Source organism: Comamonas sp. 23 (assembly GCF_049601575.1).
In the GTDB taxonomy this organism is placed as follows: Bacteria; Pseudomonadota; Gammaproteobacteria; order Burkholderiales; family Burkholderiaceae_C; genus Comamonas; species Comamonas squillarum.
This window is the reverse complement of sequence record NZ_CP187127.1, coordinates 4,062,812-4,088,705: the sequence shown is the minus strand read 5'-3', so window position 1 is coordinate 4,088,705 and position 25,894 is coordinate 4,062,812. Positions and strand designations below refer to the sequence as shown.

At 65.2% G+C, this 25,894-nt stretch carries 26 protein-coding genes; 12 read left to right on the top strand and 14 right to left on the bottom strand.

All coding sequences use genetic code 11. From position 1 onward, the window contains the following. Nucleotides 1–96 precede the first annotated feature (96 nt). The 3 genes from ACPEE1_RS18515 to coaD all read left to right on the top strand — a co-directional run bounded on the left by ACPEE1_RS18515 (nt 97) and on the right by coaD (nt 2,755). Complete coding sequence (locus ACPEE1_RS18515) at nt 97–1,440, top strand: M16 family metallopeptidase (protein ID WP_260718970.1); 1,344 nt, start codon at nt 97–99, stop codon at nt 1,438–1,440. Then, nucleotides 1,440–2,153: a 16S rRNA (guanine(966)-N(2))-methyltransferase RsmD gene (gene rsmD, locus ACPEE1_RS18510; protein WP_116924707.1), complete on the top strand. Its 714-nt coding sequence runs from the start codon at nt 1,440–1,442 to the stop codon at nt 2,151–2,153. The genes ACPEE1_RS18515 and rsmD overlap by 1 nt, the downstream gene beginning before the upstream one ends. 104 nt (nt 2,154–2,257) lie before the next feature. Further along, nucleotides 2,258–2,755 (top strand): pantetheine-phosphate adenylyltransferase, encoded by a 498-nt coding sequence (gene coaD / locus ACPEE1_RS18505; protein WP_043339436.1) that lies wholly within the window; start codon nt 2,258–2,260, stop codon nt 2,753–2,755. Between the two features lie 18 nt (nt 2,756–2,773). On the opposite strand, the gene ACPEE1_RS18500 is transcribed toward coaD, so the two are convergent. From ACPEE1_RS18500 to ACPEE1_RS18480, 5 genes are all read right to left on the bottom strand, one after another. Then, entirely contained in the window at nt 2,774–3,898 is a 1,125-nt protein-coding gene (locus ACPEE1_RS18500) for a zinc-binding metallopeptidase family protein (RefSeq protein WP_423934324.1), read from the bottom strand. Nucleotides 3,899–4,026: 128 nt separating this feature from the next. Then, on the bottom strand, nt 4,027–4,347 hold the full coding sequence (locus ACPEE1_RS18495) for a BON domain-containing protein (RefSeq protein WP_116924709.1): 321 nt from the start codon (nt 4,345–4,347) through the stop codon (nt 4,027–4,029). A 93-nt stretch (nt 4,348–4,440) separates the two neighbouring features. Further along, complete coding sequence (locus ACPEE1_RS18490) at nt 4,441–4,827, bottom strand: hypothetical protein (protein WP_021026245.1); 387 nt, start codon at nt 4,825–4,827, stop codon at nt 4,441–4,443. A gap of 111 nt (nt 4,828–4,938) precedes the next feature. Beyond that, nucleotides 4,939–5,100, bottom strand: a complete 162-nt coding sequence (locus tag ACPEE1_RS18485; RefSeq protein WP_021026244.1) for a DUF1328 domain-containing protein — start codon at nt 5,098–5,100, stop codon at nt 4,939–4,941. Nucleotides 5,101–5,365: 265 nt separating this feature from the next. Then, the gene (locus tag ACPEE1_RS18480) at nt 5,366–6,703 is read right to left on the bottom strand and encodes a CHASE3 domain-containing protein (RefSeq protein WP_116924710.1); all 1,338 of its coding nucleotides are present in this window, start codon (nt 6,701–6,703) and stop codon (nt 5,366–5,368) included. A 109-nt stretch (nt 6,704–6,812) separates the two neighbouring features. On the opposite strand from ACPEE1_RS18480, the gene ACPEE1_RS18475 reads away from it, so the two are divergent. After that, a complete protein-coding gene (locus ACPEE1_RS18475; protein WP_021026242.1) occupies nt 6,813–7,445 on the top strand; it encodes a response regulator in 633 nt (210 codons plus the stop codon). An 88-nt stretch (nt 7,446–7,533) separates the two neighbouring features. Here the strand turns inward: ACPEE1_RS18475 and ACPEE1_RS18470 are convergent, their stop codons facing one another. The 4 genes from ACPEE1_RS18470 to gpmA all read right to left on the bottom strand — a co-directional run bounded on the left by ACPEE1_RS18470 (nt 7,534) and on the right by gpmA (nt 11,516). Then, a complete protein-coding gene (locus ACPEE1_RS18470; RefSeq protein WP_021026241.1) occupies nt 7,534–7,920 on the bottom strand; it encodes a response regulator in 387 nt (128 codons plus the stop codon). A gap of 153 nt (nt 7,921–8,073) precedes the next feature. Beyond that, nucleotides 8,074–8,829 (bottom strand): HesA/MoeB/ThiF family protein, encoded by a 756-nt coding sequence (locus ACPEE1_RS18465; RefSeq protein ID WP_116924711.1) that lies wholly within the window; start codon nt 8,827–8,829, stop codon nt 8,074–8,076. 97 nt (nt 8,830–8,926) lie between these two features. Beyond that, the gene (locus ACPEE1_RS18460) at nt 8,927–10,441 is read right to left on the bottom strand and encodes a S41 family peptidase (RefSeq protein ID WP_116924712.1); all 1,515 of its coding nucleotides are present in this window, start codon (nt 10,439–10,441) and stop codon (nt 8,927–8,929) included. A 334-nt stretch (nt 10,442–10,775) separates the two neighbouring features. Further along, a complete protein-coding gene (gpmA, locus tag ACPEE1_RS18455) occupies nt 10,776–11,516 on the bottom strand; it encodes a 2,3-diphosphoglycerate-dependent phosphoglycerate mutase (protein ID WP_116924713.1) in 741 nt (246 codons plus the stop codon). 250 nt (nt 11,517–11,766) lie between these two features. On the opposite strand from gpmA, the gene ACPEE1_RS18450 reads away from it, so the two are divergent. From ACPEE1_RS18450 to ACPEE1_RS18435, 4 genes are all read left to right on the top strand, one after another. After that, the gene (locus ACPEE1_RS18450) at nt 11,767–12,174 is read left to right on the top strand and encodes a rhodanese-like domain-containing protein (protein WP_423934316.1); all 408 of its coding nucleotides are present in this window, start codon (nt 11,767–11,769) and stop codon (nt 12,172–12,174) included. 89 nt (nt 12,175–12,263) lie between these two features. Then, a complete protein-coding gene (grxC, locus tag ACPEE1_RS18445; protein WP_116924715.1) occupies nt 12,264–12,521 on the top strand; it encodes a glutaredoxin 3 in 258 nt (85 codons plus the stop codon). Nucleotides 12,522–12,674: 153 nt separating this feature from the next. Then, the gene (gene secB, locus ACPEE1_RS18440) at nt 12,675–13,136 is read left to right on the top strand and encodes a protein-export chaperone SecB (RefSeq protein WP_116924716.1); all 462 of its coding nucleotides are present in this window, start codon (nt 12,675–12,677) and stop codon (nt 13,134–13,136) included. Between the two features lie 119 nt (nt 13,137–13,255). Continuing rightward, nucleotides 13,256–14,257 (top strand): NAD(P)H-dependent glycerol-3-phosphate dehydrogenase, encoded by a 1,002-nt coding sequence (locus ACPEE1_RS18435; RefSeq protein WP_116924717.1) that lies wholly within the window; start codon nt 13,256–13,258, stop codon nt 14,255–14,257. 22 nt (nt 14,258–14,279) lie between these two features. Here ACPEE1_RS18435 and ACPEE1_RS18430 read toward each other — a convergent pair whose 3' ends face one another. Together ACPEE1_RS18430 and ACPEE1_RS18425 are read right to left on the bottom strand one after the other, a co-directional pair. Beyond that, complete coding sequence (locus ACPEE1_RS18430) at nt 14,280–15,176, bottom strand: NAD(P)-dependent oxidoreductase (protein ID WP_409935214.1); 897 nt, start codon at nt 15,174–15,176, stop codon at nt 14,280–14,282. A 117-nt stretch (nt 15,177–15,293) separates the two neighbouring features. Continuing rightward, complete coding sequence (locus ACPEE1_RS18425) at nt 15,294–16,580, bottom strand: hydroxymethylglutaryl-CoA reductase, degradative (protein ID WP_260718972.1); 1,287 nt, start codon at nt 16,578–16,580, stop codon at nt 15,294–15,296. Nucleotides 16,581–16,724: 144 nt separating this feature from the next. Between ACPEE1_RS18425 and ACPEE1_RS18420 the strand changes: the two genes are divergently transcribed. Continuing rightward, nucleotides 16,725–18,134, top strand: coding sequence for a PLP-dependent aminotransferase family protein (locus tag ACPEE1_RS18420; RefSeq protein WP_182345110.1), 1,410 nt, complete (start codon nt 16,725–16,727; stop codon nt 18,132–18,134). On the opposite strand, the gene lysA is transcribed toward ACPEE1_RS18420, so the two are convergent. Further along, entirely contained in the window at nt 18,135–19,385 is a 1,251-nt protein-coding gene (lysA, locus tag ACPEE1_RS18415; RefSeq protein WP_116924720.1) for a diaminopimelate decarboxylase, read from the bottom strand. A 133-nt stretch (nt 19,386–19,518) separates the two neighbouring features. Here lysA and ACPEE1_RS18410 point away from each other — a divergent pair, with 133 nt between their 5' ends. Together ACPEE1_RS18410 and ACPEE1_RS18405 are read left to right on the top strand one after the other, a co-directional pair. Then, nucleotides 19,519–20,508: a LysR family transcriptional regulator gene (locus ACPEE1_RS18410; RefSeq protein WP_116924721.1), complete on the top strand. Its 990-nt coding sequence runs from the start codon at nt 19,519–19,521 to the stop codon at nt 20,506–20,508. Nucleotides 20,509–20,541: 33 nt separating this feature from the next. Continuing rightward, the gene (locus ACPEE1_RS18405; RefSeq protein WP_182345111.1) at nt 20,542–21,594 is read left to right on the top strand and encodes a purine-nucleoside phosphorylase; all 1,053 of its coding nucleotides are present in this window, start codon (nt 20,542–20,544) and stop codon (nt 21,592–21,594) included. A 96-nt stretch (nt 21,595–21,690) separates the two neighbouring features. On the opposite strand, the gene ACPEE1_RS18400 is transcribed toward ACPEE1_RS18405, so the two are convergent. Both ACPEE1_RS18400 and ACPEE1_RS18395 read right to left on the bottom strand, forming a co-directional pair. Next, nucleotides 21,691–23,220, bottom strand: coding sequence for a M20/M25/M40 family metallo-hydrolase (locus tag ACPEE1_RS18400; RefSeq protein WP_116924723.1), 1,530 nt, complete (start codon nt 23,218–23,220; stop codon nt 21,691–21,693). A gap of 108 nt (nt 23,221–23,328) precedes the next feature. Further along, a complete protein-coding gene (locus ACPEE1_RS18395) occupies nt 23,329–23,985 on the bottom strand; it encodes a tRNA-uridine aminocarboxypropyltransferase (protein WP_260718975.1) in 657 nt (218 codons plus the stop codon). Nucleotides 23,986–24,036: 51 nt separating this feature from the next. Here ACPEE1_RS18395 and ACPEE1_RS18390 point away from each other — a divergent pair, with 51 nt between their 5' ends. Next, nucleotides 24,037–25,881: a chorismate-binding protein gene (locus ACPEE1_RS18390; RefSeq protein WP_116924725.1), complete on the top strand. Its 1,845-nt coding sequence runs from the start codon at nt 24,037–24,039 to the stop codon at nt 25,879–25,881. Nucleotides 25,882–25,894: the final 13 nt, after the last annotated feature.

The following is a 25,894-nucleotide window of genomic DNA, read 5'->3' as shown; positions in this document are numbered from 1 at the left end:
CCCCGTGGCGGATGCACTGTTTGACGCACCCGCCAACGATTGTTTTTACCAGGACCTGCCGCAGATGGCAGCGGGCCCTGGCTAGCAGAGATACCCATGCGAACCTCTTTTTGCAAAACACTGGTCGGCGGCGCAGCCGCCTTGCTGGCCTGCCATTCGGCCTGGGCCTTGCTGCCCATTGAGCACTGGACCCAGGACAGCGGCGCCCAGGTCTGGCTGGTCAACAGCCCCACGATCCCGATGGTGGATGTGCAGCTGAACTTTGATGCTGGCAGCCGGCGCGACCCGGCGGACCAGGCAGGCCTGGCGAGCGCCGCGGCCATGATGGCCTCCAAGGGCGTCAAGGCCCAGGGCAGTGCGCCTGCGCTTGACGAGAACGCGGTCGGCGAAGCCTGGGCCGATCTGGGTGCCAGCTTTGGCGCCGGCGCCAGCAGCGATGCGCTGACCTTCTCCTTGCGCTCGCTGACCGATGGCAGCCTGCTGGGCCGCGCCGCTGACCTGGCGGCCCGCCAGATGGCCCAACCCAGCTATGACGATGCCGTCTGGCAGCGCGAGCGCGAGCGCTGGAATGCCGCGATCAAGGAGGGCAATACCCGCCCTGCGGTGGTGGCGGGCCGCGCCTTCAACCAGGCCGTGTTTGGCAGCCACCCTTACGGGCAGCGTGCCACTGAAGAGACCCTGGCCCGGATCAGCCCGGCGGTGATGCAGCAGTACCTGGCGCGCTCGGTCGACGCCTGCCGCGCCAAGGTGACGCTGGTGGGCGCGCTGGACAAGGCCCAGGCCGATGCGCTGGTCAAGCGCCTGCTGGCCCAGGTGCCGGCCACGCCCAAGGCGCAGTGCGCGGCCCCCGCTGAGGTGCCGGCCGTGCAGCCGCTGGCCAAGGCCGATGACATCCAGATCGCGTTTGACTCGGCCCAGGCCCAGGTGCTGCTGGGCCAGCCCGGCATCCGCCGCGCCGACCCGGATTTTCTGGCCGTGCTAGTGGGCAACCATATTCTGGGCGGCGGCGGCTTTGCATCGCGCCTGATGGAAGAGGTGCGTGAAAAGCGCGGCCTGGTGTATGGCGTGTACTCGTCGTTCAACCCGGGGCTGGATGCCGGTGCCTTCCAGATCGGTTTGCAGACCCGGCCTGACCAGGCGGCCGAGGCGCTCAAGGTGACGCGCGAGGTGCTGAGCGATTTCATCGCCAAAGGCCCCACCGCCGAGGAACTGCGCGATGCCAAGGACAACCTGATTGGGGGCTTTGCGCTGCGCGTGGACAGCAATGCCAAGCTCTTGGGCAATGTGACCAATATCGCCTGGAATGGACTGCCTCTGGACTACCTGGACCACTGGACGGACCGGGTCGAAGCCCTCAGCGCCGACGATGTGCGCAAGGCCATGGCGCGCATGGTGCAGCCCGACAAGCAAGTGACCGTGGTCTTGGGAGCAAAACCATAATGGGACGCAGTGCCATCAAAAGCGAGGGCGCGCTGCGCGCCCTGGTGCAAAAGGCAGCCGCTGCTGCCGAGGCCGCGCCTGACGCGGCGCCCGCCCGCAAGCGCGGCACTACCGGAAACTCCGGCAATGCCGCCCGCGTGGCAGCGTCCGCTGCCGGAGAGATCCGCATCATTGGCGGCCAATGGCGCCGCACCAAGCTGGCGGTGCTGACCCGCCCCGATCTGCGGCCCACGCCCGACCGCGTGCGCGAGACCTTGTTCAACTGGCTGGGCCAGGACCTGGCTGGCTGGCGCTGCCTCGATGCCTTTGCGGGCACCGGCGCGCTGGGGCTGGAGGCTGCATCGCGCAACGCGACCCAGGTGCGCATGGTCGAGTCCGATGTGCAGCTGGCCGCGCAGATCAAGCAGCTGGCGCAGAAGCTGGGTGCCACGCAGGTGGAGGTGAGCCGGGGCGATGCGCTGGCTGCGCTGCAGGCCTACACCGCGCACTGGGATCTGATCTTCCTCGATCCACCATTCTCCGGCCAGCTGTTTGTGCCAGCGCTCAAGGCGGCGCAGGCGGCGGTGACGGCGCAGGGCTTTATCTACCTCGAAGCGCCCCAAGCCTGGAGCGACGAGGCCCTGGCCGAGCTGGGCCTGGTGCGCCACCGCTACCTGAAGGCGGGCGCCGTGCATGCGCACTTGCTCAAGAGGGCTGAGGACGCAGCCGGCTGAACGGGAATGCCTGCCCGCTGGCAGGGTGGTGGCAGAAATGGTTTATGCTGCGCTGCAATGTGCCAGGAGACTGGCACAACGATGATGCTTTGCAGGAGACAGACATGACACTGGCCATCTACCCAGGCACCTTTGACCCCATGACCCTGGGCCACGAAGACGTGGTGCGCAGGGCTTACCAGCTGTTTGGCAATGTGATTGTGGCCGTGGCCGAAGGCCACCACAAGAAGACCATGTTCTCGCTCAAGGAGCGCATGGACATGGCGCGCGAAGCGGTCAAGCACTACCCCAGCGTGCGGGTGGAGAGCTACTCGGGCCTGCTGCGTGATTTTGTCGTCGCGCAAGGCGGCAATGCGATTGTGCGCGGCCTGCGCGCAGTCACCGACTTTGACTACGAGTTCCAGCTCGCTGGCATGAACCGCTCGCTGATGCCCGATGTGGAAGCCGTGTTCCTGACGCCCAGCACCCGCTACCAGTTCATCAGCAGCACTTTTGTGCGCGAGATTGCGATGCTCAGCGGTGAGGTCGACAAGTTTGTCTCGCCCTATGTCGCGCAGGAGCTGCAGCGCAAGGTGGCGCAGCGCCGGGCCGAAGAGGCCTGATGGCCGCGCGCAACCCGCTCAGTGCTGGTGCATGACAGGGGGGCGACCACTCTCGAGCGGGTGGGGCCGCCGCACAATGTCATGCACATAGCGCAGCTTTTGCAGCGCCCCGGCCGATAGCGCAAAAGGATAGGCGTCCTGCTGGCCCAAGCTGCGGTTGAGGCTGTTGAGCAGCAAGGTCACCGGCACCCACTGCGCCACCATGTCTTCAAAGCGGGGGGGCGGCTGGACAAAGGGGTCGCTGATGGTGACCGAGGGGCGGCCTTCGGCCATCGTCAAATCGGTTTGGTAGCTGGCTGCGGTCTCCAGCATGTCGACCATGTGCAGGTAGTGGGCCCAGGATTCGGCCCAGTCTTCCCACGGGTGTGCGCTCGCATAGGCGCTGACGAATTGCGCACTCCACTGCGAGTAACCCGGCGGGTTGGCATAGTAGTCTTGCAGCGCTTGCGGATAGCTTTGGCGCTCATCGCCAAAGAGCTGGCGAAAGCTGTCGAGCTCGCCGCCATCGCGCACCAGCTTGTCCCAGAAGAAATGACCCGACTCATGGCGCAGATGGCCCAGCAAGGTGCGATAGGGCTCGTGCAGGGCCACGCGGCGGCGCACGCGCTCGTCATCGTCGGCCTCTGCGATGTTGATGGTGATGAGCCCGTTGGAATGGCCGGTGATCACCGGCTGGTCGGGCACATCGGCGAGAAACTGGTAGTGGGGCGTCCAGTTCGGCTGATCGGGGTGCAGCCCCAGGCGCGCCAACGTAACGTACAGCCGCCGCTTGGCGTTCTCCAGCTTTTGCCAGCGCAAGGTGTTGCCGCTGACAGAGAGATCGGGCAGCACCAGCGTCTGGCGGCAAGAGCTGCACAGCCTGTTGGGCTCGTCAGCAGGGATCGCAAAATTGCAGGCTTGGTATTGGTCGCGGTTGGCACACATGCGGTAGCGCTGGCTGCTGTGCGTCGCCTTGGAGGGAATGCGTTGCCACAAAGCGGATGGCACGCCGTCTGCAGATGCCGTGCCATCGGTGTTCACGGCTGCCATGGCCCCGACATCGTCGCAGTCCGGCAGGTAGGCCAGCGTTGCGCCGCAGTTGACGCAGTGCACGCTTTCAAAAAATACCAGGTGACCGCATTGGTCGCAGTGGAAAAGGCGCATCGGCCAAGCTTAACGCATCGCCGGTCAATTGACCATGGCCTTCAAGTCGGACACGGACGGGTGTGCATGCGAAAAAAAACCAGCCGGCATGCACCAGCTGGTTTTTTGGCGAGCCAGGCTCGCGCCGCTTATTGCTTGACGATCAGGCTGTTGCGCACTTCGGTCACGCCCTTGACGCCACGAGCGATCTGACCGGCACGGTCCTTTTCCATTTGCGACTTGGCAAAACCGGACAGCTGAACAATGCCGCCGTCCATGGTCTTGACATTGATGGAGCTGGCCGAGGTTTCCTTGTCTTCAGCCAGCTTGGCCTTGACAGCGGTGGTCACAGCGGAGCCATCGATGTATTCACCCACGGTTTCTTGCTTGCGAGCCACGGAGCAGCCAGTGGCCATCACCAGGGTTGCACCAGCGAAAGCAGCGATAGCGATAGTACGGGAGAGTTTCATTTTTGTTTCCTCGCAAAGTGTTGTTAGGGTGCTTGAAAATCGATCGGCATCTGCACCGCACTTATCCGTTATATGCCGATAGATACTTGAAAATCAGTCGCGACGGCGGGTCGCCATGATGACCAGGGTTGCCAATGCGGCACCTGCTGCCATGGCAATCGCCATCGACTTGCCCGGCTGGTCAGAGACGTACTCGTTGGCACGCTCTTGGGCACGGTAGAACTGCTCACGGGCACGGTGCGAGGAGTCAGCGGCGAGGCCAATGCCGCGCTCTGCCCAGTCCTGTGCACGGGAGGCAATGTGATCGATGGAATGGTTCTTTTCATGGCCGTATTCATCGATCGCACGCTCGGCCTTGTTGGCTGCGGACTTCACGGCACGGCGCGTGTGGCCCACCGCCTTTTCAGCGCCATCGAGCACGTCGTTGGCGGTGTCTTCTACCTTGTCCACAGCGTCCTTGGCAATTTTTTCGGTATCCATGAAATAGCCTCTTTCTATGATGTTCAATGAAGATCTTGCAGTGTACGTTGACCTGCGCGTACCGGATAAATGTATCGTGTGGTGAGCACAGGTTCAAGGGTTGTCAAAGCGCTACTTCTTCAACAATCCCATCAGGAACGATGCGACAGCGAGCACGATGAAAATCACAAACAAGATCTTGGCAATGCCGACCGCACTGGCCGCAATACCACCGAAGCCGAAGACGGCCGCAATCAGTGCGATGACCAGGAAGACAACAGCGTAATGCAGCATATTTTTTTCCTCATGTTGTTTGCTGTGCAAGAAGGTGCGAGCAATGACTGCATTCTGGCCGCTGCCCGCATGCAGCCTTGCCAGTAGGTGCGAAGAACAGGTGTAGGACAGCTCCCGCGATGTGTGGATGCGCGGCGGCGAAGACGCGGTTTGCAGGGGTGCAGCAAGGGCACCGCGCGTGGCTTTCGCGCGGTGTTTGGTGGACTGCTGTGCGGATGGCGAGGGAGGGGAGAGGACGCCAGGCTGCTGGCCGCAGCCCGGGCCCTTAGTTCTGCGGCAGATTGGCCGAGATGGTGGTGCCTTGCTGCGGGGCAGAGGCGATGTGCAGCCGGCCGCCACTGGCCTCGATACGGTGGCGCATGCCCGCCAGGCCGTGCGAGTTGGGGTGGGCCTGGCTGGGGTTGAAGCCGACGCCGTCATCGCGCACCTGCACGAACACATGCTTGGGGTGGCTTTGCAGGCTGATGAGCACATTGCGCGCCTGCGCGTACTTGCCGATATTGGTGAGCGACTCCTGGATCAGGCGGTAGATGCTCAGCTGCATGGCTTCGGGCACATTGATCTGCTCCAGACTCAGCTCGACGGCCACATTGCTGCTTTCGGAAAACTCCTTGGCCAGGATCTCCAGCGAGGCGGTCAGGCCCAGGTTGGACAGCGATGAGGGGCGCAGGTTTTCGATGATGCGGCGCTTGAGCGCGATGCCGCTGTTGAGGGTCTCGATCAGGTGCTTGATGCGCTCTTGCACATCGGGCGCTGCCATGTCGATCTTGGATTTGAGGCGCGCCACATCGAGCTTGGCCGTGGTCAGCAAGGCGCCCAGCTCGTCGTGCAGCTCGCGCGCCAGATGGGCGCGTTCGTCTTCGCGCACCTGCTGCAAGTGGGTGGCCAATTCGCCCAAGGTGGCGGTGCGCTGGCGCACCTGCTTTTCGAGCTGATCGCGCTCGTCCTCGAGCATGCGCTGCTCGCGCAGCATCAGGCCGGTGAGGCGGTTGGATTGGCGCAGGTACAGGTAGAACGCGAGCAGGCCCACGATACTGACGATGGCAATGCCCAGGCGTGCGAGGGTCAGGGACTTGAGAATCTCGGCCTCGTTGTGCATGCGCCGCTCGTTGCTGTGGATCACCAGCTCGTTGCTGAGCCTGCGCATGCTGTCCATCGTGGCCTTGGCTTCCGGGCTTTTGACCAGGAAACGCCAGGCCTCTTCCAGGCCCTCGCGCCGCAGTGCAATGCCCGTATCCATCTGGGTCAGGCGTTTGGCCACTTCACGGCCCAGCATCGACGAGGTCTGCAGGTCCTCGGGGAAGACGCTGTAGATGGCGCGCAGCTCATCGACCGCGTTGTTGACGTTGGTGCAGGCCTGCTGGTAGGCCGTCAGATTGCTGTCTTCGCCACTGAGCAGATAGCCGCGCGCATGGGTTTCTGCATCCACGACCTGCTGCATCAGCTTGTCCAGCGTGGTGCGCGTCTGGTAGGTGACCGTGAGGTTCTGCAGCGAATCGTGCGAGCGGTAGTAACCAGCTTCGTTGATGCCGATCAGCACGGCAGCGGCCAAAAAGGCGGCTGGCAAACTGATGGCCCATTTGCGCAAGCGAGACCAACGCATGGAGCTTCCTTTTTTGATGGTTTTTGGTTTATGCGAGTGATAATAGAGCAAACTTCGGGCAGCGCCAGCATGGGGCCGGTGCTGCAGTCTGCGCTGCATGAGGGGATATATGATTAAAGTTGGTATCGTCGATGACCACGCGATTGTGCGCTCGGGCCTCAAGCAATTTTTGGCCGAGCATGTCGATCTGCGCGTCGTAGGAGAGGCGGCCAACGGCCGTGAAGCCATTGACCTGGTGCGCAAGGAAGAGATCGACGTGTTGATCATGGACCTGTCCATGCCCGGCCAAAGCGGTATTGATGCGCTGGCCATGCTGCGCGCCAAGGCGCCCGACATGGGCATTCTGATCCTGAGCGGCTACCCCGAGGCCCATTATGCGATCAACCTGATCCGCCAAGGCGCCAGCGGCTACCTCAACAAGGAGTGCGACCCATCCGAGATTGTGGAGGCGCTGCGCACGATTTCGCTGGGCAAGCGCTACCTGACGCCGGCAGTGGCCGATCTGCTGGCCCAGCAGCTGCATCGCAAAGAGGATGCGCCCCCGCACGAGCAGCTCTCGGAGCGCGAATTTCAGGTGTTCTTGAAGCTGGCCAAGGGTGAGACGGCCGGCAATATTGCCGACCAGCTCTCGCTCAGCGTCAAGACCGTGAGCACCTACCGCACGCGTTTGATGGAGAAGATGGGCCTGGCATCGAACAGCGACCTGACCTACTACGCGCTGAAAAACGGGCTGATCGACTGAGCGCGCAGCGCCGTGCAAAACCAGCGGCCCATTTGGGCCGCTTTTTTGTGGTTGTCTGCAGGGCCAAATGGTGGGCCTCATGGTGGCCTCACTGCAGCTGGGATGTACGCTCCACGCAGTAGTCGATCAGCGCATCGATGTCTTCGGATTTGTCGAAAACCCGGTTGGCGCCAAGCTGGGCGCAGCGCTCGCGCATACTGGGTGTGGCGTAGTTGCTGAGGATGACCAGATGCTGGTGTGGCGCGCGTTCCTGGAGCTTTTCCAGAACACCCAGGCCACTGCCTTCGAGCAAGAAGATATCGACCACCGCCAGATCCCAGTCGGTCGAAGGGTTGCTGAGCCAGCTGGTGGCGTCAGATTCGGTGCTGGCATGCCCCACGGTCTCCACCTGGGCCAGGTCTTCCAACGTGGCTATCAGGTTGTCGCGGATGGTCTTGTTGTCTTCAACCAAATAAGTTTTCAAACGGCGATGCATATACGGCTACACGGGTGTGTCTTACCGTAACAATGATAGCAACAAGCCGTAGGCACGCCATCGGTCTGAAAGGATGGCCTAAGTAGGACAAGGCCTCGTAGGTTTATTGTTTGTCTATTATTGTATACATAAAACAAATAATAAGCTGAGATATCAAAGGTGTTGCTCACCGCAGACGGGGCATTGCGGGTTGCGGCTGACCCGCATCGTGCTCCATTCCATGTCCTTGAGCTCGAGCATCATCAGACGCCCATCGAGGCTGCGGCCAATGCCGGCAATGAGTTTGAGCGCTTCTGCAGCCTGCATCGTACCGATAATGCCCACCAAGGGTGCAAATACCCCCATTGTCGAGCAGCTGGCTTCCTCGAACTGCTCTTCGGGCGAGAACAGGCAGGCATAGCAGGCAGCGCCTTTGTGGCGCCTGTCAAACACGCTGATCTGGCCATCAAAGCGGATGGCCGCGCCGCTGACCAAAGGCTTGGCCAGCGCCACGCAGGCGGCATTGATGGCCTGGCGCGTGCGGTAGTTGTCGGTGCAGTCCAGCACCACGCTGGCATCGCCCACCAAGGTCTGCAGCCGCTTGGCATCGACCCGCTGCTGCACCGTATGGATCTGGACATGCGGATTGATGGCCTGCAGGCTGGCTGCGCAGGAGCTGACCTTGGCCTGGCCCACGCGCTCGGTCGTATGGGCAATCTGGCGCTGCAAATTGGTCAGGTCCACCGTGTCGTCATCGACCAAGGTGATGCGGCCCACGCCGGCCGAGGCCAGGTACATCGCTGCCGGGCTGCCCAGGCCGCCCGCGCCAATCACCACCGCATGGGCGGCGAGGATGGCCTCCTGGCCTTCGATGCCGACCTCATCCAGAAAGATATGGCGGGAGTAGCGCAAAAGTTGCTCGTCGTTCATGGGCTTATTGTCGGAAAAAACAAAGGCCGCAGCAGGAACTCTGCTTGCGGCCTTTTGACGCAGCGCAACGAAGGTTGGGCGCTACAGCTTGACGGCTTTACTTCTTGGGCTCGCTAGCGGGCGGCAGCTTGGTGTCGTCCGTGGTGGACTCTGCGGGCTTGTCGCTCGTGCTGGTCTTTTCCTCGTCCTTTTTCTCGGCCGGGCGCTCGGTCTTGGTCTGGCTCACCTGCACGGGCTCACCCTTGAGCTGGTGCAAGGCCTGCTGCAGCTGGAAGTCCTTGTCCGAGCCGAACTCGGGCGGACGGCGCTCGGAGGCGGGCTTCTTGCTCTCTTCGTCCAGGCGCTTGAGCGCCGCTTCACGGGCCTTCTCGCGGGCTTCGTCCTTGACTTCGGGGCCTTGGCCGCTGGAGAGGTGCTTTTCCAGATCCGCTTCGCGGGTGCGCAGCGCGGCAAACAAATCGCCTTCGGCCGACTCGTCGACCATGATGTCGGGCACGATGCCCTTGGCCTGGATCGACTTGCCGCTTGGCGTGTAGTAGCGCGCCGTGGTCAGCTTGATGCCGGTGTCCGGACCGAGGGGGCGCACGGTCTGCACCGAGCCCTTGCCAAAGGTCTGGGCGCCCATGATGGTGGCACGCTTGTGGTCCTGCAGCGCGCCCGAGACGATCTCGGAGGCCGATGCCGAACCTTCGTTGACCAGCACCACCAGCGGAATGTTCTTGATGGCAGCGGGCAGCGACTTGATCGGGTCACTGCCGCGGCGCGCGTAGAACTCGGGCGATGCGCGGAAGATCGCCTTGCTCTCGGCCAATTGGCCATCGGTGGTCACCACGGTCACATTGGGCTGCAGGAAGGCCGCCGAGATGGCCACGGCCGCATCCAGAAGGCCACCGGGGTCATTGCGCAGGTCCAGCACCAGGCCCTTCAAGTTCGGGTCCTGTTTGTACAGGTCATCGACCTTGCGCACGAAGTCGTCGACCGTGCGTTCCTGGAACTGCGAGACGCGCACCCAGCCGTAGCCCGGCTCGATCATCTTGGCCTTGACCGACTGGGTCTTGATCTCGGTGCGGGTGATCGTGACGGGGAAGCTGCGGCTCTCGTCCTTGCGCAGAATCGTCAGCACCACCTTGGTGTTGGGCTCGCCGCGCATGCGCTTGACCGCATCGTTGAGCGACAGGCCCTTGACCGCCGTGTCATCGATCTTGGTGATCAGGTCGTTGGTCTTGAGGCCGGCCAGGTCCGCCGGTGAGCCTTCGATGGGCGAGACGATGCGGATCAGCCCGTCTTCCTGGGTAATCTCGATGCCGACGCCGACGAACTTGCCGCTGGTGCCTTCCTGAAACTCGCGGAAAGACTTCTTGTCGAAGTACTGCGAGTGGGGATCGAGCCCGGAGACCATGCCGGAGATGGCATCGGTGATCAGCTTTTTGTCATCGGCCGGCTCGACATAGTCGGTCTTGATCAGGCCGAACACCGCCGACAGCTGCTGGATTTCTTCCAGTGGCATGGGCGACATCACGCCCCTTGCGACCGTCTGCAAAGACACAGTGGTGAGCGCGCCGGCGACCACGCCCAGTGAAACCCAACCGGCAATCTTCAATTTTTGGCCCATATGCTCGCAACTTTCTATAGCGTGCCAATATACACCCAAGCGCCTGCGCTGGTGCGGCGCAGCAGCGGTTTTCGGGTGCTAAGACAAGTATTTACTTTCGCCGGCCGCCCGCTGGCGCGGGCAAGCGGCATCGGCTGACACCAAGAACTTCTGCGCGCCTGCCGATCAGGGCGGGGGCCCGATCTGGTTCGGCGGCGCTGGCATTTTTTGCCGCGATGGGGGCTGCGTGCCCCGCCTGTCTACCGCACCGACGCTGCCTGGCTCGGACTCCAGGCATGGCCAGTAGTTCCCGGCGGGGCCTACGGGGCCGCCCTTGGGTGGGCTGCCCGTCGGATCAGGCCTTGCCCTGGGAGGCGACTGCAGCAGCGGCCTTGGCGGCAGCTTCGGCGTCACCCAGGTAGTAGTGGCGCAGCGGCTTCAAGCTGGCGTCCAGCTCATAGACCAGCGGGATGCCGTTGGGGATGTTCAGGTTCACGATGTCGCTGTCGGAGACGCCATCGAGGTACTTGATCAGCGCGCGGATGGAGTTGCCGTGGGCGGCGATCACCACCCGCTCGCCGCGCTGGATGGCTGGCGCAATGGCTTCGTTCCAGAACGGCACGACGCGCTCGACCGTGTCCTTGAGGCATTCGGTCAGCGGCACCTGGTTGGCAGCACCGGCGTAGCGGCGGTCGGTTTTCTCGCTGCGTGGATCGGTAGACTCCAGCGCGGGCGGCGGGGTGTCATAGCTGCGGCGCCAGACCAGCACCTGCTCATCGCCAAACTTCTTGGCGGTTTCGGCCTTGTTCAGGCCTTGCAGCGCGCCATAGTGGCGCTCGTTGAGCTGCCAGCACTTTTGCACCGGCAGCCAGGTGCGGTCCATCTCGTCCAGGGTGTGCCACAGCGTACGGATGGCGCGCTTGAGCACGCTGGTGTAGGCCACATCGAAGTCATAGCCCTCGGCCTTGAGCAACTGGCCAGCCTGCTTGGCTTGCGCCACGCCGGTGTCGGTCAGGTCCACATCGGTCCAGCCGGTGAAGCGGTTTTCCAGGTTCCAGGTCGATTCACCATGGCGAATCAGGACAAGCTTGTACATGCAATCCTCGTGCGATAGTCAAAAATCGGTGCGTGTCGCTGGCGGGTGGCGCTAGAGGGGCCTGGGCAGCCCGCCGCATTCACAATGGCGCCGATTGTAGAGGCAGGCTTAAATCCCAGGGCGCTTGCAGAGCTTGCCAGGCAGCGCCTGGTGCGCGTTGGGGGTGGTGCTAAAGGCTTTTGCCGCGCAGCGGCATGGTGGCCCTTTTAGAATGTGCGGCTGTTTGAGCATTTTTTGACAAGGGACTTGTGTGAACTTTCTGATCGACAACTGGTATCTGATCGTGCTGGTACTGGGCTCGGGCGCGATGCTGATGATGCCCGCCATGAAGAACATGGGAGGCGGCACGCTCAGCCCCGCCAACGCCGTGGCACTGATCAACCGCGAAAAAGCCGTGGTGGTGGATGTGTCGGACGCGCAGGAATTCGGCGCCGGCCATATCGCCAATGCCAAGAATGTGCCGCTGGACCAGCTCGAAGCGCAACTGCCCTCGGTCGTCAAGAACAAGGCCTTGCCGCTGATTCTCGTTTGCGCACAGGGCCAGCGCTCGCAGCGTGCCGTGGCCGTGGCCAAGAAGCTGGGCTACACCAATGTGCAGGCCCTGGCCGCTGGCATGAAGGGCTGGCGCGCTGCCAGCATGCCGCTCAAGAAGGCTTGATTTTTGGGGTTCATGGCCCCAGATACTGGCTTTAGACACCCACTACAGAGCTGGCGGCCTTGTGCAGGCCGCCGCCGCAGGACACTCCGATGCAAGCTGTAAAGATGTATACCACCGCCGTCTGCCCCTACTGCATTCGCGCCAAGCAAGTGCTCAAAGCCAAAGGCGTGGAGCAGATTGAAGAAATCCGCATCGACACCGATCCGGCCCAGCGTGCGGTAATGATGGAGACGACCGGCCGCCGCACCGTGCCGCAGATCTTCATTGGCGAGACCCATGTCGGCGGCTGCGATGACCTGATTGCGCTGGACCAGCGCGGCGAGCTGACCCCCTTGCTCCAAGCCTGAGCCCGCGCATCCCTTCACTGGCCGGCGGGCGCCCGGGCTTTTCCATGCTGACACTTTGCCATTGCATAATGGCAGGCTGCATGCGAGGGGCGCACACACCGGGCGGCATCGCAGCTGCACTCCATTCCTTTTTCTAGCGAAAGACAGACAACCATGGCGGATCAAGAAAATCCCGTGTTCCAAATTCAACGCGTGTACCTGAAGGACGCGTCGCTGGAACAGCCCAACTCGCCAGCTATCTTGCTGGAGCAAACCCAGCCGAGCGTGGACATCCAGCTGGGCGTGGAAGCCACCCCGGTGGCCGATGGCATTTTCGAAGTGGCGGTCACCGCCACCGTGCAGACCAAGATCGAAGACAAGACCGTGTTCCTGGTGGAAGCCAAGCAAGCCGGTATTTTCGAGATCCGTGGCATCCCTGACGACCAGATGGGGGCCGTGATCGGCGTGGCTTGCCCACAGATCGTCTACCCTTACCTGCGCGGCAACGTGGCAGACATCGTGACCCGCGCCGGCTTCCCGCCTGTGCACCTGGCGGAAATCAACTTCCAGGCCATGTACGAACAGCAACAAGCCCAGGCCAATGGCGCTGGCGCAGGTGCCGCACTGGCCCAGTAATCGCTTGCTGCCAACGCAAGGGCCTTGCAGTCTCGGTTGCAAGGCCTTTGTTGTATCTGCTGGGTAAGCAGCTGCAGGCAGCGCCACCGTTTGAGTTGATGTAAGAAGGGGTTGTGGCTATGAAGATCTTGGTGATTGGCGCCGGTGCCTGGGGAACGGCTTTGGCCATGCATGCTGCCGCACGCCACCGCGTGCAGCTGTGGGCGCGCGATGCGCAGCAGGCGGGCCAGTTGCAAACCAGCCGTGAGAACCAGCGCTATTTGCCAGGCATCCGCTTGCCCGATGCCTTGGAGGTGACGAGCGGCGATCTGCAGCCCCTGGTGGCCCAGGCTGAATTGATCGTGCTGGGCACGCCGATGGCGGCACTGCGCGGCGGCCTCACGATGCTGCGCGACTGCCAGGTGCCGGTGGCCTGGCTCAGCAAGGGTTTTGAAGCCGTGCCCGCCGATGCCCCTGCCGGCAGCCATGGGCTGCTGGGCAACGAGGTCTGCGCCCAGGTGGCGCCCGCGCTGCACGCCGGCGTGCTGAGCGGCCCAAGCTTTGCGCAGGAAGTGGCCCAGCACCAGCCCACGGCCCTGGTGGCGGCCAGCCGCCATGGCGATGTGCGCGATGCGCTGGTCGCGGCCTTCCATGGCGACAACCTGCGCGTCTATGCCAATGAGGACATCAGCGGGGTCGAAGTGGGCGGCGCCGTCAAGAACGTGCTGGCCATTGCCACAGGCTTGTGTGATGGCCTGCACCTGGGGCTGAATGCCCGCGCCGCGCTGGTGACGCGCGGCCTGGCCGAGATGACACGTCTGGGTGTGGCGCTGGGCGCGCAGACCGATACCTTCATGGGGTTGTCGGGCCTGGGCGATCTGGTGCTGACGGCGACGGGCGACCTGTCGCGCAACCGCAAGATCGGCCTGTTGCTGGCGCAGGGCCAGAGCCTGGAGCAGGCGGTGCAGTCGCTCGGCCATGTGGCCGAAGGCGTCTACAGCGCCCGCACGGTGCTGCAGCGCGCCCAGAAGCTGGGCGTGGAGATGCCGATCACGGCCGCCGTCGTGGCCTTGCTCGACGGCAGCCTGTCAGCCCCCGATGTGGTGCAGGCGTTGATGGGGCGCGAGCCCCGCGCTGAATAAGCGGGGCCCTGAACAACGCGCTTCAGGCCTTGGCCAGCAGACCGATCAAGGCCGGCAGCATGGCATCGCCATGCCGGGCCTGGACCTGGTCCTGCAAGGTGGTCGCAGCCGCATCGGCAATCAGGCTGGGCGCCTGCGCATCGTGGGCCATCGTGGCGTAGTAGCTCAAATCCTTGGCGGCGTTGGAGATCGAGAACGCAATGCCCGAGGGGTCATCGGCCAGGATATAGGACTGCAGCCGGTCCAGCGCCACGCCCGCGCCGCCGCCCGCAGCCAGTACGCTGTGGAAGGCCTGCATGTCCATGCCCTGCTTGCGCGCGCAGGCGGTGGCCTCGGCCAGCAGGCTCATCTGGCCCACCGAGACAAAGTTGTGCAGCAGCTTCATGCGGTGTCCGTCGCCCAGTGCACCGACATGGGTGACCTGGCTGGTGAAGGTGGCCAGCACCGGTTGCACCTGGGCCAGCACGGCCGCATCGCCACCGACGAGCAGATTGAGCTGGCCGTCATGCGCCTGCTTGGAGGTCTTGGTCATCGGTGCATCGATGAACTTGCCGCCCGCAGCCTGCACGGCCTGGGCCATGCGCACCGTCGATGCGGGCACGGCTGTCGAGCAATCGATCACCACGGTGCCGGGGCGCAGTGCCGACAGCAGGCCTTGCTCGCCAGTCAGCACGGCTTCGACCTGGGGCGAGCCAGTCACGCAGAGGATCACCACATCGCAGTGGCTGGCCAGTTCGGCCGGGCTTTGGCAGGTGCGTGTGCCCAGGCTGAGCAGCTCGGTCAGCGGCTGGTTCCCAGGATGCTCCAGCACATAGAGTTGAAAGCCTTTGGCGGCGACATTGCGGGCGATGCCGTGGCCCATCAGGCCGACCCCGATCAGGCCGACGACGGGCTGGGCTGTTTGCGATGACATGGAAATCTCCTGGCGGTGCGCAGCAATGCGCAAAGGCTCCCAGCGTACCGCAAGCCCTGTGCGCCAGGGGGGCTGCGGGCGCGGCCGCAGTCAACTTGGTGACCGGCGGGACCGCAGCCCGATTCAGCGCGCGCGCAGTTCGGCCAGCACCTCCAGCGCGCGGTCGGTGCGCACATCGTGCTCGGCGGCCAGGCGCTTGGCGACCTGGTCGACCTCGGCACCCACGGCCCCGGCCACCAGCGCGATATTGCGGGCATGCAAGGCCATGTGGCCGCGCTGGATGCCTTCGGTGGCCAGCGCCCGCAGCGCGCCCAGGTTTTGCGCCAGGCCGACGGCCGCGGCAATCTCGCCCAGCTCCTGGGCCGATGTCACATCCATGATCTTCAGCGCCAGGCGCGCCAGCGGATGCGTCTTGGTCGCGCCGCCCACCAGGCCCACGGGCATGGGCAGCTCGATGGTGCCCACCAGCGCGCCGCTGCCGTCTTTCTCCCAGGTGGTCAGCGAGGTGTAGCGCCCGTTGCGGCTGGCATAGGCATGGGCGCCGGCCTCCACCGCACGCCAGTCGTTGCCGGTGGCGACGATGACCGGGTCGATGCCGTTCATGATGCCCTTGTTGTGGGTGGCGGCGCGGTAGGGGTCGATGGCGGCAAAGGTGTAGGCATCGAGCACGCCCTCGATGATTTCTTCGCCGCTGCGCTCGGCAGTCGCCAGCGTCTTGGGCGTCAGGCGCACGCGGGCGCGGGCCAGGCGCAGATCGGCCAGGTTGGACAGAATGCGCAGCCGCACCGCGCCGCCGGTGATCTGCTCGACCAGCGGCGAGACCGATTCGGCCATGGTGTTGACGGTGTTGGCGCCCATCGCATCGCGCACATCGACGATCAGATGCATGACCACCATGGGGCCCCGGGGTGAGTCGGGGAAGACATGCACCTCGATGTCCTTGCAGCCGCCGCCCAGGCCGATCAGCACCTTGTCGCGGCTGTTGGCCAGCGCCAGGATCTGCTCGCGCGCCTGGTACAGCGCCAGCCGCACGCCATAGGGGTCCTGGATGCCGACTATCTGCACCTGGGCGCGCATCAGCGGCTGGGTGCTGGAGGTCTGAAACCCTCCGTCCTCGCGTGCCAGCTTGGCCATGTACGAGGCCGCCGCGATGATCGAGGGTTCTTCGACCGCCAGCGGCACCAGCACATCGCGGCCATTGATCTGGAAATTGCTGGCCACGCCCATCGGCAGCTCAAAGGTGCCGATCACGTTTTCGATCATGCCGTCGGCCACGTTCGTGGGGAGGGCCCCTGGCTGGGCCAGCAGCGCGTGGTCTTCGGCGCTCAGCTGGCAGGCCTTGGCGATGACATCCCAGCGCTGGGCGGGGCTGAGGGCGCGGAACTGCGGCAGACGGGAATCGGTGGCCATCGGTGTCTCCTGGTGATTTTTTGAGGAATGCGAAACGCAGAGCCACCAATCTACCTAAACTGTACCCTTCTAGACAGGTACAGTTTGCCGGGACAGTGCTGCTGCATTGCAGCATCGGCGCCTGGTCTTCCCCAAGGAGCGCCCATGCCCCCAGCCTCTGGCCGCAAGGCCTCGATTGCAGAAAACCTGGCCGCGATGCTGGGCCGGCAGATGGCCGATGGCGTGCTGCGCGCGGGTGACAAGCTGCCGTCACTGCGCGCGTTGGCGCAGCTGCATGGCTATGCCAAGAACACCGTGGTGGCGGCCTTTGAGCTGCTGGTCTCGCGCGGCCTGGTCGAGGCGCGGCGGGGATCGGGCTTTTATGTGCTGGCCCAGCGCCCGGTGGCAGCCGTGCCTGCGGCCGAAGACAGCGCCCCGCTGCAGCGCGCGATGGATGTGGTCTGGCTGATGCGCGAGCAGCTCAAGACCCAGCCCGATGCGCTGGCGTTGGGTGATGGTTTTCCGCCGGTGGACTGGCTGGCCGATATGCGCCTGGACCGTTACCACCACCAAGTGGTGCGTACGGGGCTGGGCGCGCTGTTCCGCTACGGCAGCCGCCTGGGCTATGCGCCGTTGCGGGACAGCCTGGTGCGCAAGCTGGGCATGTTCGGCCTGGCGGTGACGCCCCAGCAGCTGCTGCTGACGCAGGGGGCCAATGACGCGCTGGACCTGGTCATCCGCCACTGGGTGACGCCGGGCACGACGGTGCTGGTGGACGACCCGGGCTACTACCTGCTGTTTGGCAAGCTCAAGCTGGCCGGCGCGCGCGTGCTGGGTGTGCCGCGCCAGGCCGATGGCCCGGATGTGCTGGCGCTGGAGCGGCTGCTGCAGACCGAGCGCCCGCGCCTCTTCTTTACCCAGTCGCTGGCGCACAACCCCACGGGCTCGGACCTGAGCGCCGCCAAGGCCTGGCGCATCTTGCAGCTGGCCGGCCAGCAGCAGATGCTGATCGTCGAAAACGACCCGCTGGCTGATTTCAAACCAACTTCGGCCACACGCCTGTCGGTGCTGGACCAGCTGGCGCGCACGATCTACATCGGCAGTTTTTCCAAGTCGTTCTCGGCTGCGCTGCGGGTGGGCTTTATCGCCTGCCACCCCGATCTGGCCAGTGACCTGGCCGATCTGCGCAGCCTCATCCATGTGAGTGGTTCGGAGTACTGCGAGCGCATGGTCGATGTGATGCTGCGCGAAGGCCAGTACGAGCGGCACCTGGTGCGGCTGCGCGGGCGCCTGGGCCAGGCCACGGCTCAGGCGCTGGCCTGGATGGACCGCCAGGGCTGCGAGGTGTTTGCGCGCAGCGAGCAGTCTCTGTATCTGTGGGCGGCCTTTCCCGGCTGCGAGGATTCCGCGCAACTGGCCGAGCAACTGCGGGCCCGGCAGGTGACGATGGCGCCGGGCCGGGTGTTCAGCCTGGACAGCAGCGCGACCTCGCGCTGGTCGCGCTGCAATGTCGGGGCCATGCAGTCCCCGCGCCTGGACGCGGCAATGGCGCCATGGCGCGCGGCCCCGCGCTGATCAGAGGCCCAGTTCCAGCGCCAGCAGCTCTTCGACCGTCTGGCGGCGGCGGATAAGGCGCGCCTGGCCGTTGTCGACCAGCACCTCGGCGGCCAGTGGGCGGCTGTTGTAGTTGCTGGACATCGAGGCGCCGTAGGCGCCGGTGTCGTGGATCACCAGCAGATCGCCCACCTGCGCATCGCCCAGCGGACGGGGCAGCACCACGCCGGCCTCGCCCTGGGTGAAGACATCACCGGATTCGCACAGCGGACCGGCGACAACGGCCTCGCGCTGCACAGGCAGCACGCCGGCGCCACGGCGCTGCACATGCATCGCGTGGTAGCTGCCGTACATCGCCGGGCGCATCAGCTCGTTGAAGCCGGTATCGACCAGCACAAAGTGGTTGCTGCCGGCATCCTTGGTCGCGCGCACCGTGCCCAGCAGCACGCCCGATTCAGCCACCAGGTAGCGGCCCGGCTCCAGCTCCAGGCCCAGGTGGTGGCCCACCAGCGCCTCAGCCTGCTTGCGCGCCGCATCCCAGAGGCCAAAGTAGTGCTGGGTGTCGATGGTGGCGTCACCGTCCTTGTAGGGGATGGACAGGCCGCCGCCTGCCGAGATGGCCTGCAGGCGGTGGCCGGCGGCGTGGGTGCGCTCGACCAGCTGCACCATCGCGCCGCAGACCTCTTGCAGGTGGCCGTAGTCCACGCCCGAGCCGATATGCATGTGCAGGCCCACCAGCTGCAGGCCGCGCTCGGCGATCACCGCCAGCGCCATCGTCAGGTCGCTGTGCCAGATGCCGTGCTTGCTGTGCTCGCCACCGGTATTGGTCTTGTTGCTGTGGCCATGGCCAAAGCCGGGGTTGATGCGCAGCCAGACCGCATGGCCGGGCGAGGCCTGGCCCAGCTGGTGCAGCATGTCGATGGAGCCGGCATTGACGGGGATCTGGTGCTCGACCACGGTGGCCAACGTGGCCTCGTCCATCACATCGGCGGTGAACACGATGTCGGAGGGCTCGCCAAAACCGCCCTGGTAGCCGGCTGCCAGCGCGCGCAGCACTTCGCCGCGCGAGACCGCATCAACCTTGACGCCTTGCGCCCGCATCAGCTGCAGCACATGGATGTTGGAGCAGGCCTTTTGCGCAAAGCGCACCGTGTCGAATGCCTGGAGCTCGGCGATGCGTTGGCTGATGGTGGCCGCGTCATAGACCCACAGCGGGGTGTTGAAGTCATCGGCCAGCTGCCACAGCAGATCGGGGGAGAAGGGGTTGCTCATAGTCGGTGTGCCGGAAGGTGTGGAATCGGAAAAACAGCTTGCCAGTGTGCCTGGGGCAGGGTATTTGGTCTAATGCTTATTTATCGGGATGTCATTCATAATGGATATGTCTTTCTCGAGTTGCCCAGCCGCCATGCCCCGTCCGCCAGCCCCGGTCCCATCCGCTTCCGATCTCCATCCGGAGCCCAGCCCCTCAGCGCCGCGGCTGCAGCACCGCCATATCGAGGTGTTCCGCGCCGTCATGCTGGCCGGGGGCGTGACCGGCGCGGCGGGACTGCTGTTCAGCTCCCAGCCGACGGTGAGCCGCGATCTGGCCCGCATGGAGCAGCTGCTGGGCTACCCGCTGTTTGAGCGGGTGCAAGGCAGGCTGCGGCCCAATGCACGCGCCTTGGCGCTATGGGAAGAGGTGCAGCGCAGCTGGCAGGGGCTCGACCGGGTGATTGACCGGGCAGTGGCCCTGTCGCGCCCGCAGGCGGCGCGTATCAGTGTGCTGAGCATGCCTGCGCTCAGCCATGCGCTGCTGCCGGCGGCGCTGGCGCGCATGCAGCAGGCGCAAGGGCCGGTGGCGGTCAGTGTTGCCACCCAGGAGGCGCCGCTGTTGCAGCAGTGGATGGCCGCCCAGCGCTATGACCTGGGGCTGACCGAGCAGGGCGAGGCGCCAGCGGGCACGCGCGCTGTGGCGCTGCCGGCGGTCGATGAGGTGGCCGTGCTGCCCGCAGGCCACCCGCTGGCGCGCAAGAAGCGGCTGCAGCCCGCCGACTTCGCGGGCCAGGCCTTTATCAGCCTGGCCGAGGGCGATCCTTACCGCATCCAGATCGACCAGGTGTTTGCCGATGCCGGCGTGGGCCGGCAGATGCTGCTGGAGACGCACAGCGCAGTGGCGGTATGCGCGATGGTGCAAAACGGTCTGGGCCTGGCGATCGTGAACCCCTTCACCGCGCAGGCCTGCATGGGCCAGGGCCTGGTGCAGCGGCCGCTGGCTTTTTCGATTCCGTTCCGCACACAGGTGCTGCTGCCGCTGCACCGGGCAGCGGTCCCCGAAGTCGATGCCTTGCTGACCGCCCTGGCCCAGGCTGCAGCCAGCCTGCCGGCCTACAATGCGCAGCATGCCGGGCCGCAGTGATAGGCCGGTGATCTGACCCAGGAGAAATGCCCCATGTCCCGTGCCCCGCTTCGCTCTCTCGCCCGTCCGCTGTGCGCCAGCGCCTTGCTGCTGGCGCTGCTGTCCGGCTGCGCCAGCACCGGCCGCAGCGCGGCCCAGACCGCGCAGGCCGCGCCGCCGGTCCAGGTCAAGGTGTTTGTCGCGGCCATGTTCGAGATCGGTGCCAACACCGGTGACCGGGCCGGTGAGTTCCAGCACTGGTATGAGCGCTATTTCCGCGATGCCCGGCCTATCCAGGTGCCCGGCGCGCTGGGGCCGGTGTTCTGCAATGCCGATGGGGTTTGCGGCAGTGTGCTGGGCATGGGCAAGGTCAATGCCTCGGCGTCGATGCAGGCCATCGTGCTGAACCCGCAGTTCAATTTTGACCGAGCCTACTATGTGATCAGCGGCGTGGCCGGCACCCCGCCTTCGCGCGGCACCATTGGCGATGTGACCTGGGGCAGCTGGCTGGTTGACTACGACTTGGGCCACCGCTGGGCGCCCGAAGAGGGCCAGGCCGGTGCGCCAGTGTTCATGCCACGCAAGGGCTATGAAGACTACCGCCGCTTTGCGCTGAACCCGGCCCTGACCCAGGCCGCCTATGCGATGAGCCGCGCCGTGCCGTTGCAGGACAGCGATGCAGCCCAGCGCTACCGCTTGCGCTACCCCGATGCGGCCGCGCGCAAGGCGCCCAGCGTGCATGTGGGCACGCACATGACGGGCGACACCTTCTTCCACGGCCCTGGCCTGTCCCAAGAGGCGCAGTACATTGCCAAGCTCTACGGTGCGGACGACTATGTCGCCACCGAGATGGAGGCCGCCGCCATTGCGCTGGTCTTGAAGCGCAGCCATGGCACGGACCGCGTTCTGAGCCTGCGCGGCTCGGTCAATTTTGACCAGGGCAACCCGCAGGAAACCACCCAGGCCCACCTGGACCCCAAGCCCGGCGAAACCGCGGGCGGCTTTGCCGAGACGGTGGCCAATGTGGCGGCCGTCGGCGGCGTCTTTGTCGACACCGTCGTCAAGGACTGGCCGCAATGGAAGGATGGCGTGCCGGCCCAGCGCTGATCAGAGCGGGGTTGAGCTGGATTGAGCTGGGCTGAGCGCCCCGGCCCGGCCCGGTACCGCAGGCCCCCCATGCACTTGGGGGGCCTTTTTTTGTGCTTATTTCCAGGGCTGGCTCAGGATGGACGCCAGGCTCTTGACGCCATCGAAGTAGTTGCCCAGGCGCATGTTCTCGTTCTTGCTGTGCTGGTTGTTGTCGGCATTGACCATGGGCACGATCACAAAGGGCACCTTGAGCGCCTGCACCGCTGCGCCGGTGGGGACCGTGCCGCCCATCATGCGGATCTGCACAGGGGCCTGGCCCCATGCCTGCTGCATGCCTTGGCGCAGCCAGTCGCCAATGGGAGCGTTCAGATCGGTGCGCACGGCGCTGGACGAGGCCGACACGCCGCCCATCTTCAGGCTGGCGAGCTTGGGGTGTTGGGCGCGCTGCTCGGCGCTGGGCTCGCCCTCGATCAAGGTAAAGCCCTGGCCTTCGATATGGGTCTTGAGCAGCTGCAGCAGGCGCTCGGGTGGGGTCTCGGGGACCGTGCGCAGGTCCAGCTCGGCAATCGCCTGGGCGGGCACCACGGTGCGGGCCTTGGCGCCTACATCGGCGCTTTGCAGGCCGCGTACATTGAGCGAGGGGTACTGCATCGACTCCTGGTAGTTGTTGCCCACCTTCTCGGCCTGGGCAATGCCCAGGCGCTTGCGCAGCGCGACTTCGTCATCGGGCACGGCCTGCATCACGGCCTGGGTGGGGGCATCAAAGCGGATGCCGTCGTAGTAGCCCTTGACGAGCACGCGGCCATCGGGCGCCTTCATCGAGGCGAGCAGCTGCGCCATCGTGAACGCGGGGTTGGCGGCATAGTTGCCATAGTGGCCGCTGTGCAGATCCTGGCTCGGGCCATAGATGGTCAAGGTGGCCTGGGCCACGCCCCGGTTGCCAAATACCAGGGTCGGGCGGTTGCTGGCATGCATGGGGCCATCGAGCACCAGCAGTGCATCGGCCTTCAAGGCATCCAGGTTCGCATTGATGACACCGCCCAGCGATGGCGAGCCCTTTTCCTCTTCGGAGTCGAGCAGGATCTTGATATTGGTGCTGGGCGCCAGGCCCTGCTGCTTCAGCGCATCGAGGGCGGCCATCAGCATGATGATGGGGGCCTTGTCATCGGACGAGGAGCGGCCAAACACACGCCACTCGGGGTTGGGCTCGGCGCCGTAGAGCTGGTCGAGCGCAATCTCTTTCCAGGATCCATCGGCCTGGCGTTCCTTGAGCACCGGCTTCCAGGGGCTCTCCTGCTGCCATTCGGCCGGCGTCACCGCCTGGCCATCCATATGGGCGTAGAACAGCACCGTCTTGGTGGCGCCGGGCACGGGCGGCAGGGTGGCCAGCACCATGGGCTTGCCCTGGTTGGGGAGCAGCTGGGTCTGGAAGCCGCGCTTGTCCAGCGCCGCCTTGAACCACTGCGCATTCTTCTCGATGTCGGCCGCCACATTCGAGTCATTGGGCAGCGCCAGCACCTCGATCCATTCGCGCAGGCTGGCGCTGCTGGCCTTTTGCACGCTGGCATCCGAGGGGGCAGCGGCCTGTGCCAGGCCGGCGGCGCACAGCGCAGCGCTGAGCAGGGTGAGGGTCGAGAACTTCATGCAAGGGCTCCGTCAGAGATAAAAAAACAGCTTGGTCTGGAGTATGTCCGAGTGCGCGTTCACCCACGGGGGCGCAGGCGGGCGCATTGTCGCCAGGGCGCCAATCGCTCAGTGTGCCGTGCGCAGGCGTTCGTATTGTGCGATCAGCCCGTCAAAGGACTGCTGCAGCGCCTGCAGCGGCGGCGCGCCACCGGGCCAGGCCTCCAGCTGCTGCAGCGCCAGCGCGGCGGCCTCCAGGGTCGACAATTGGCCCGCGCGCGGCGCCTTGCGGATGCGGTAGCCGGCCGGCCCGGTGTCCGTCAGCGCCAGGCGGGGCAACTGGGCCAGCAGCGGGTTGGCGTAAAGCATCTTGCGGCTTTTGCGCCAAGTGCCATCGATCAGTACCAGGCGCCGAATGCCTGCTGGCGCATCGCTGCCCGCCGCCGTGCTCAAGGCGGCGGGCTGGTCGGGCGTCTGGGGGTAGAGCAGCAGCGTTTGCTGCGGTGCCTGCGCGCCCGGCCAGGGGCCATGCAGCCATTGCTGCAGCTGCACTGGGTCAAAGGCCTCGCCCACTACCAGCTGGCTGCCCGGCAGGCACAGGTGCAGCAGGCGCGCGGTGCCCTTTGCCTCTTGCAGCTCCAGCGGGTGTTGCAGGATCAGCACCTGGGTGGCAGCCTGCACCGGTTGCGCCAGCGCGCAGATGCAGGCGCTTAGCGGACGCAGGCAGTTGGGGCATTGGGCGCGGCGCGGGGCGGAGGGCACAGGTGTGGCGTGAGAAGCGGACAAGATGGCTATTGTGCTGCAAGGACAAGGCCAGGCCGCTATGCTGGCGCCCCTATGACAGCGCACAAGCCCTTTTCTGCCCGCATCGACATGGGCCAGCCTTTGTCTGGCGAACGGGAGCGCCTGCGCCTGAGCCTGACGGGTCCCGACCGCGTGCTGGAGGCGCAGGATGCGCCATCGTTGCGCGCCTTGCTGGATGCTGTGGAGCAGGCCGCGCGCGCCGGGGCCTGCTGCGTCGGTGGTCTGCGCTATGAGGCCGCCACCGCGCTGAACCCCTATTTGCCCACACAGGCAGCGCTCAGCGGCGAGCCCCTGGCCTGGTTTGCGGTGTGGGATGCGCCAGCTGCTGACATCGCGCAGCTGCCTGAGGCACAGACGCCTGCCGTGCAGGTGCAATGGCGCAGCACGCTCGCCCGCCCGCAGTTCGATATGCAGATGGCACGCATCCATGCCGATATCCGCGACGGCGCTTATTACCAGATCAACTACACCCAGCAGCTGCAAGGCGATAGCGCCTTGCCTGGCGGCGGCGATGTGGACGGCGCCGCGCTGTTTGCCGCGCTGCAGCAGGCCCAGCCCGGTGGCTATGCGCTGCATATCGACCGGGGTGAGGAGCAACTGCTGTCGGTGTCGCCCGAGCTGTTTTTCGACTGGCATCAGCCGGAGGCGGGCGCAGGCGACATCCTCACCCGCCCGATGAAGGGTACCGCCGCACGGGGCGCCAGCCCCGCGCAGGACGAGGCCCAGGCCCAGGCCTTGCGCGCATCGGCCAAGGAGCGCGCCGAGAACGTGATGGTGGTCGACCTGCTGCGCAATGATCTGGCGCGCATCGCCGAGCTGGGCAGTGTGCAGGTACCCCAGCTGTTTGCGCTGCAGGCCCTTCCCACCGTCTGGCAGATGACCTCGGACGTGCGTGCCCGCCTGCCCCAGGGCACCGGCCTGGTCGATGTGCTGCAGGCCTTGTTTCCCTGTGGCTCGGTCACCGGCGCGCCCAAGCGGGCGGCGATGCAGGCGATTGCTGTGTTGGAGACGGAGCCACGCGGCTGGTACTGTGGCGCGCTGGGCGTGGTGCGCTCCGATGGCGCAGAGGGCATACGCGCTACTTTCAATGTACCGATCCGCACCGTGGCCTTGCGCGGCACGCAACTGCAATGCGGTATTGGCAGCGGCATCACTGCCGATGCGACGGCCGACGGTGAGTGGCGCGAATGGATGCACAAGCGCGCTTTTCTGGAGCGGGCCAGCATGCCCTTTAGCCTGATCGAGACCTTGGCGCTGGACGGTGGCCAGCTGCGCCATGCCGCGCTGCACCTGGAGCGCATGGCCGCTGCGGCCGCGCATTTTGGCTACCGCTGGGATGCGGTGGCCGCGCAAGCGGCTTTGGACGCGCTGGCTGCATCCCACCCGCAAGGCCTGTGGCGCCTGCGCTTGCTGCTTGATGCCCAGGGCACTTTCCAGGCCGAAGCCTTTGCATGCCCGCCATCGCCCGCGCAGGTGGTGCTGCAATGGGCGCCTGCGCCACTGGCCGAGGCGCATGGCGAGTTTGTGCGCTTCAAGACCAGCCGCCGCGCGCACTATGAGCGCTGGGCGCCGCAGGACAGCAGCGTGTTTGACACCCTGCTGTGGAACGAGGCTGGCGAGATCACCGAGACCACCCGGGGCAATATCGCCATGCAACTCGATGGCCGCTGGGTCACCCCCGCGCTGCATTGCGGCTTGTTGCCCGGTGTAGGGCGCCGCCTGGCGCTGGAGGCGGGTCAGGTGGTGGAAGCGGTGGTAACACTGAGCGATGCGCCGCGTGTTGAGGCCTGGGCTTTTCTCAACAGCCTGCGCGGCTGGATACCGGCTCGGGTGTTGGGTGAGGCGCCGGTGGGGCCGCAGGCCGGAATGGCTGGCTGAGCCCGGCAAAAAG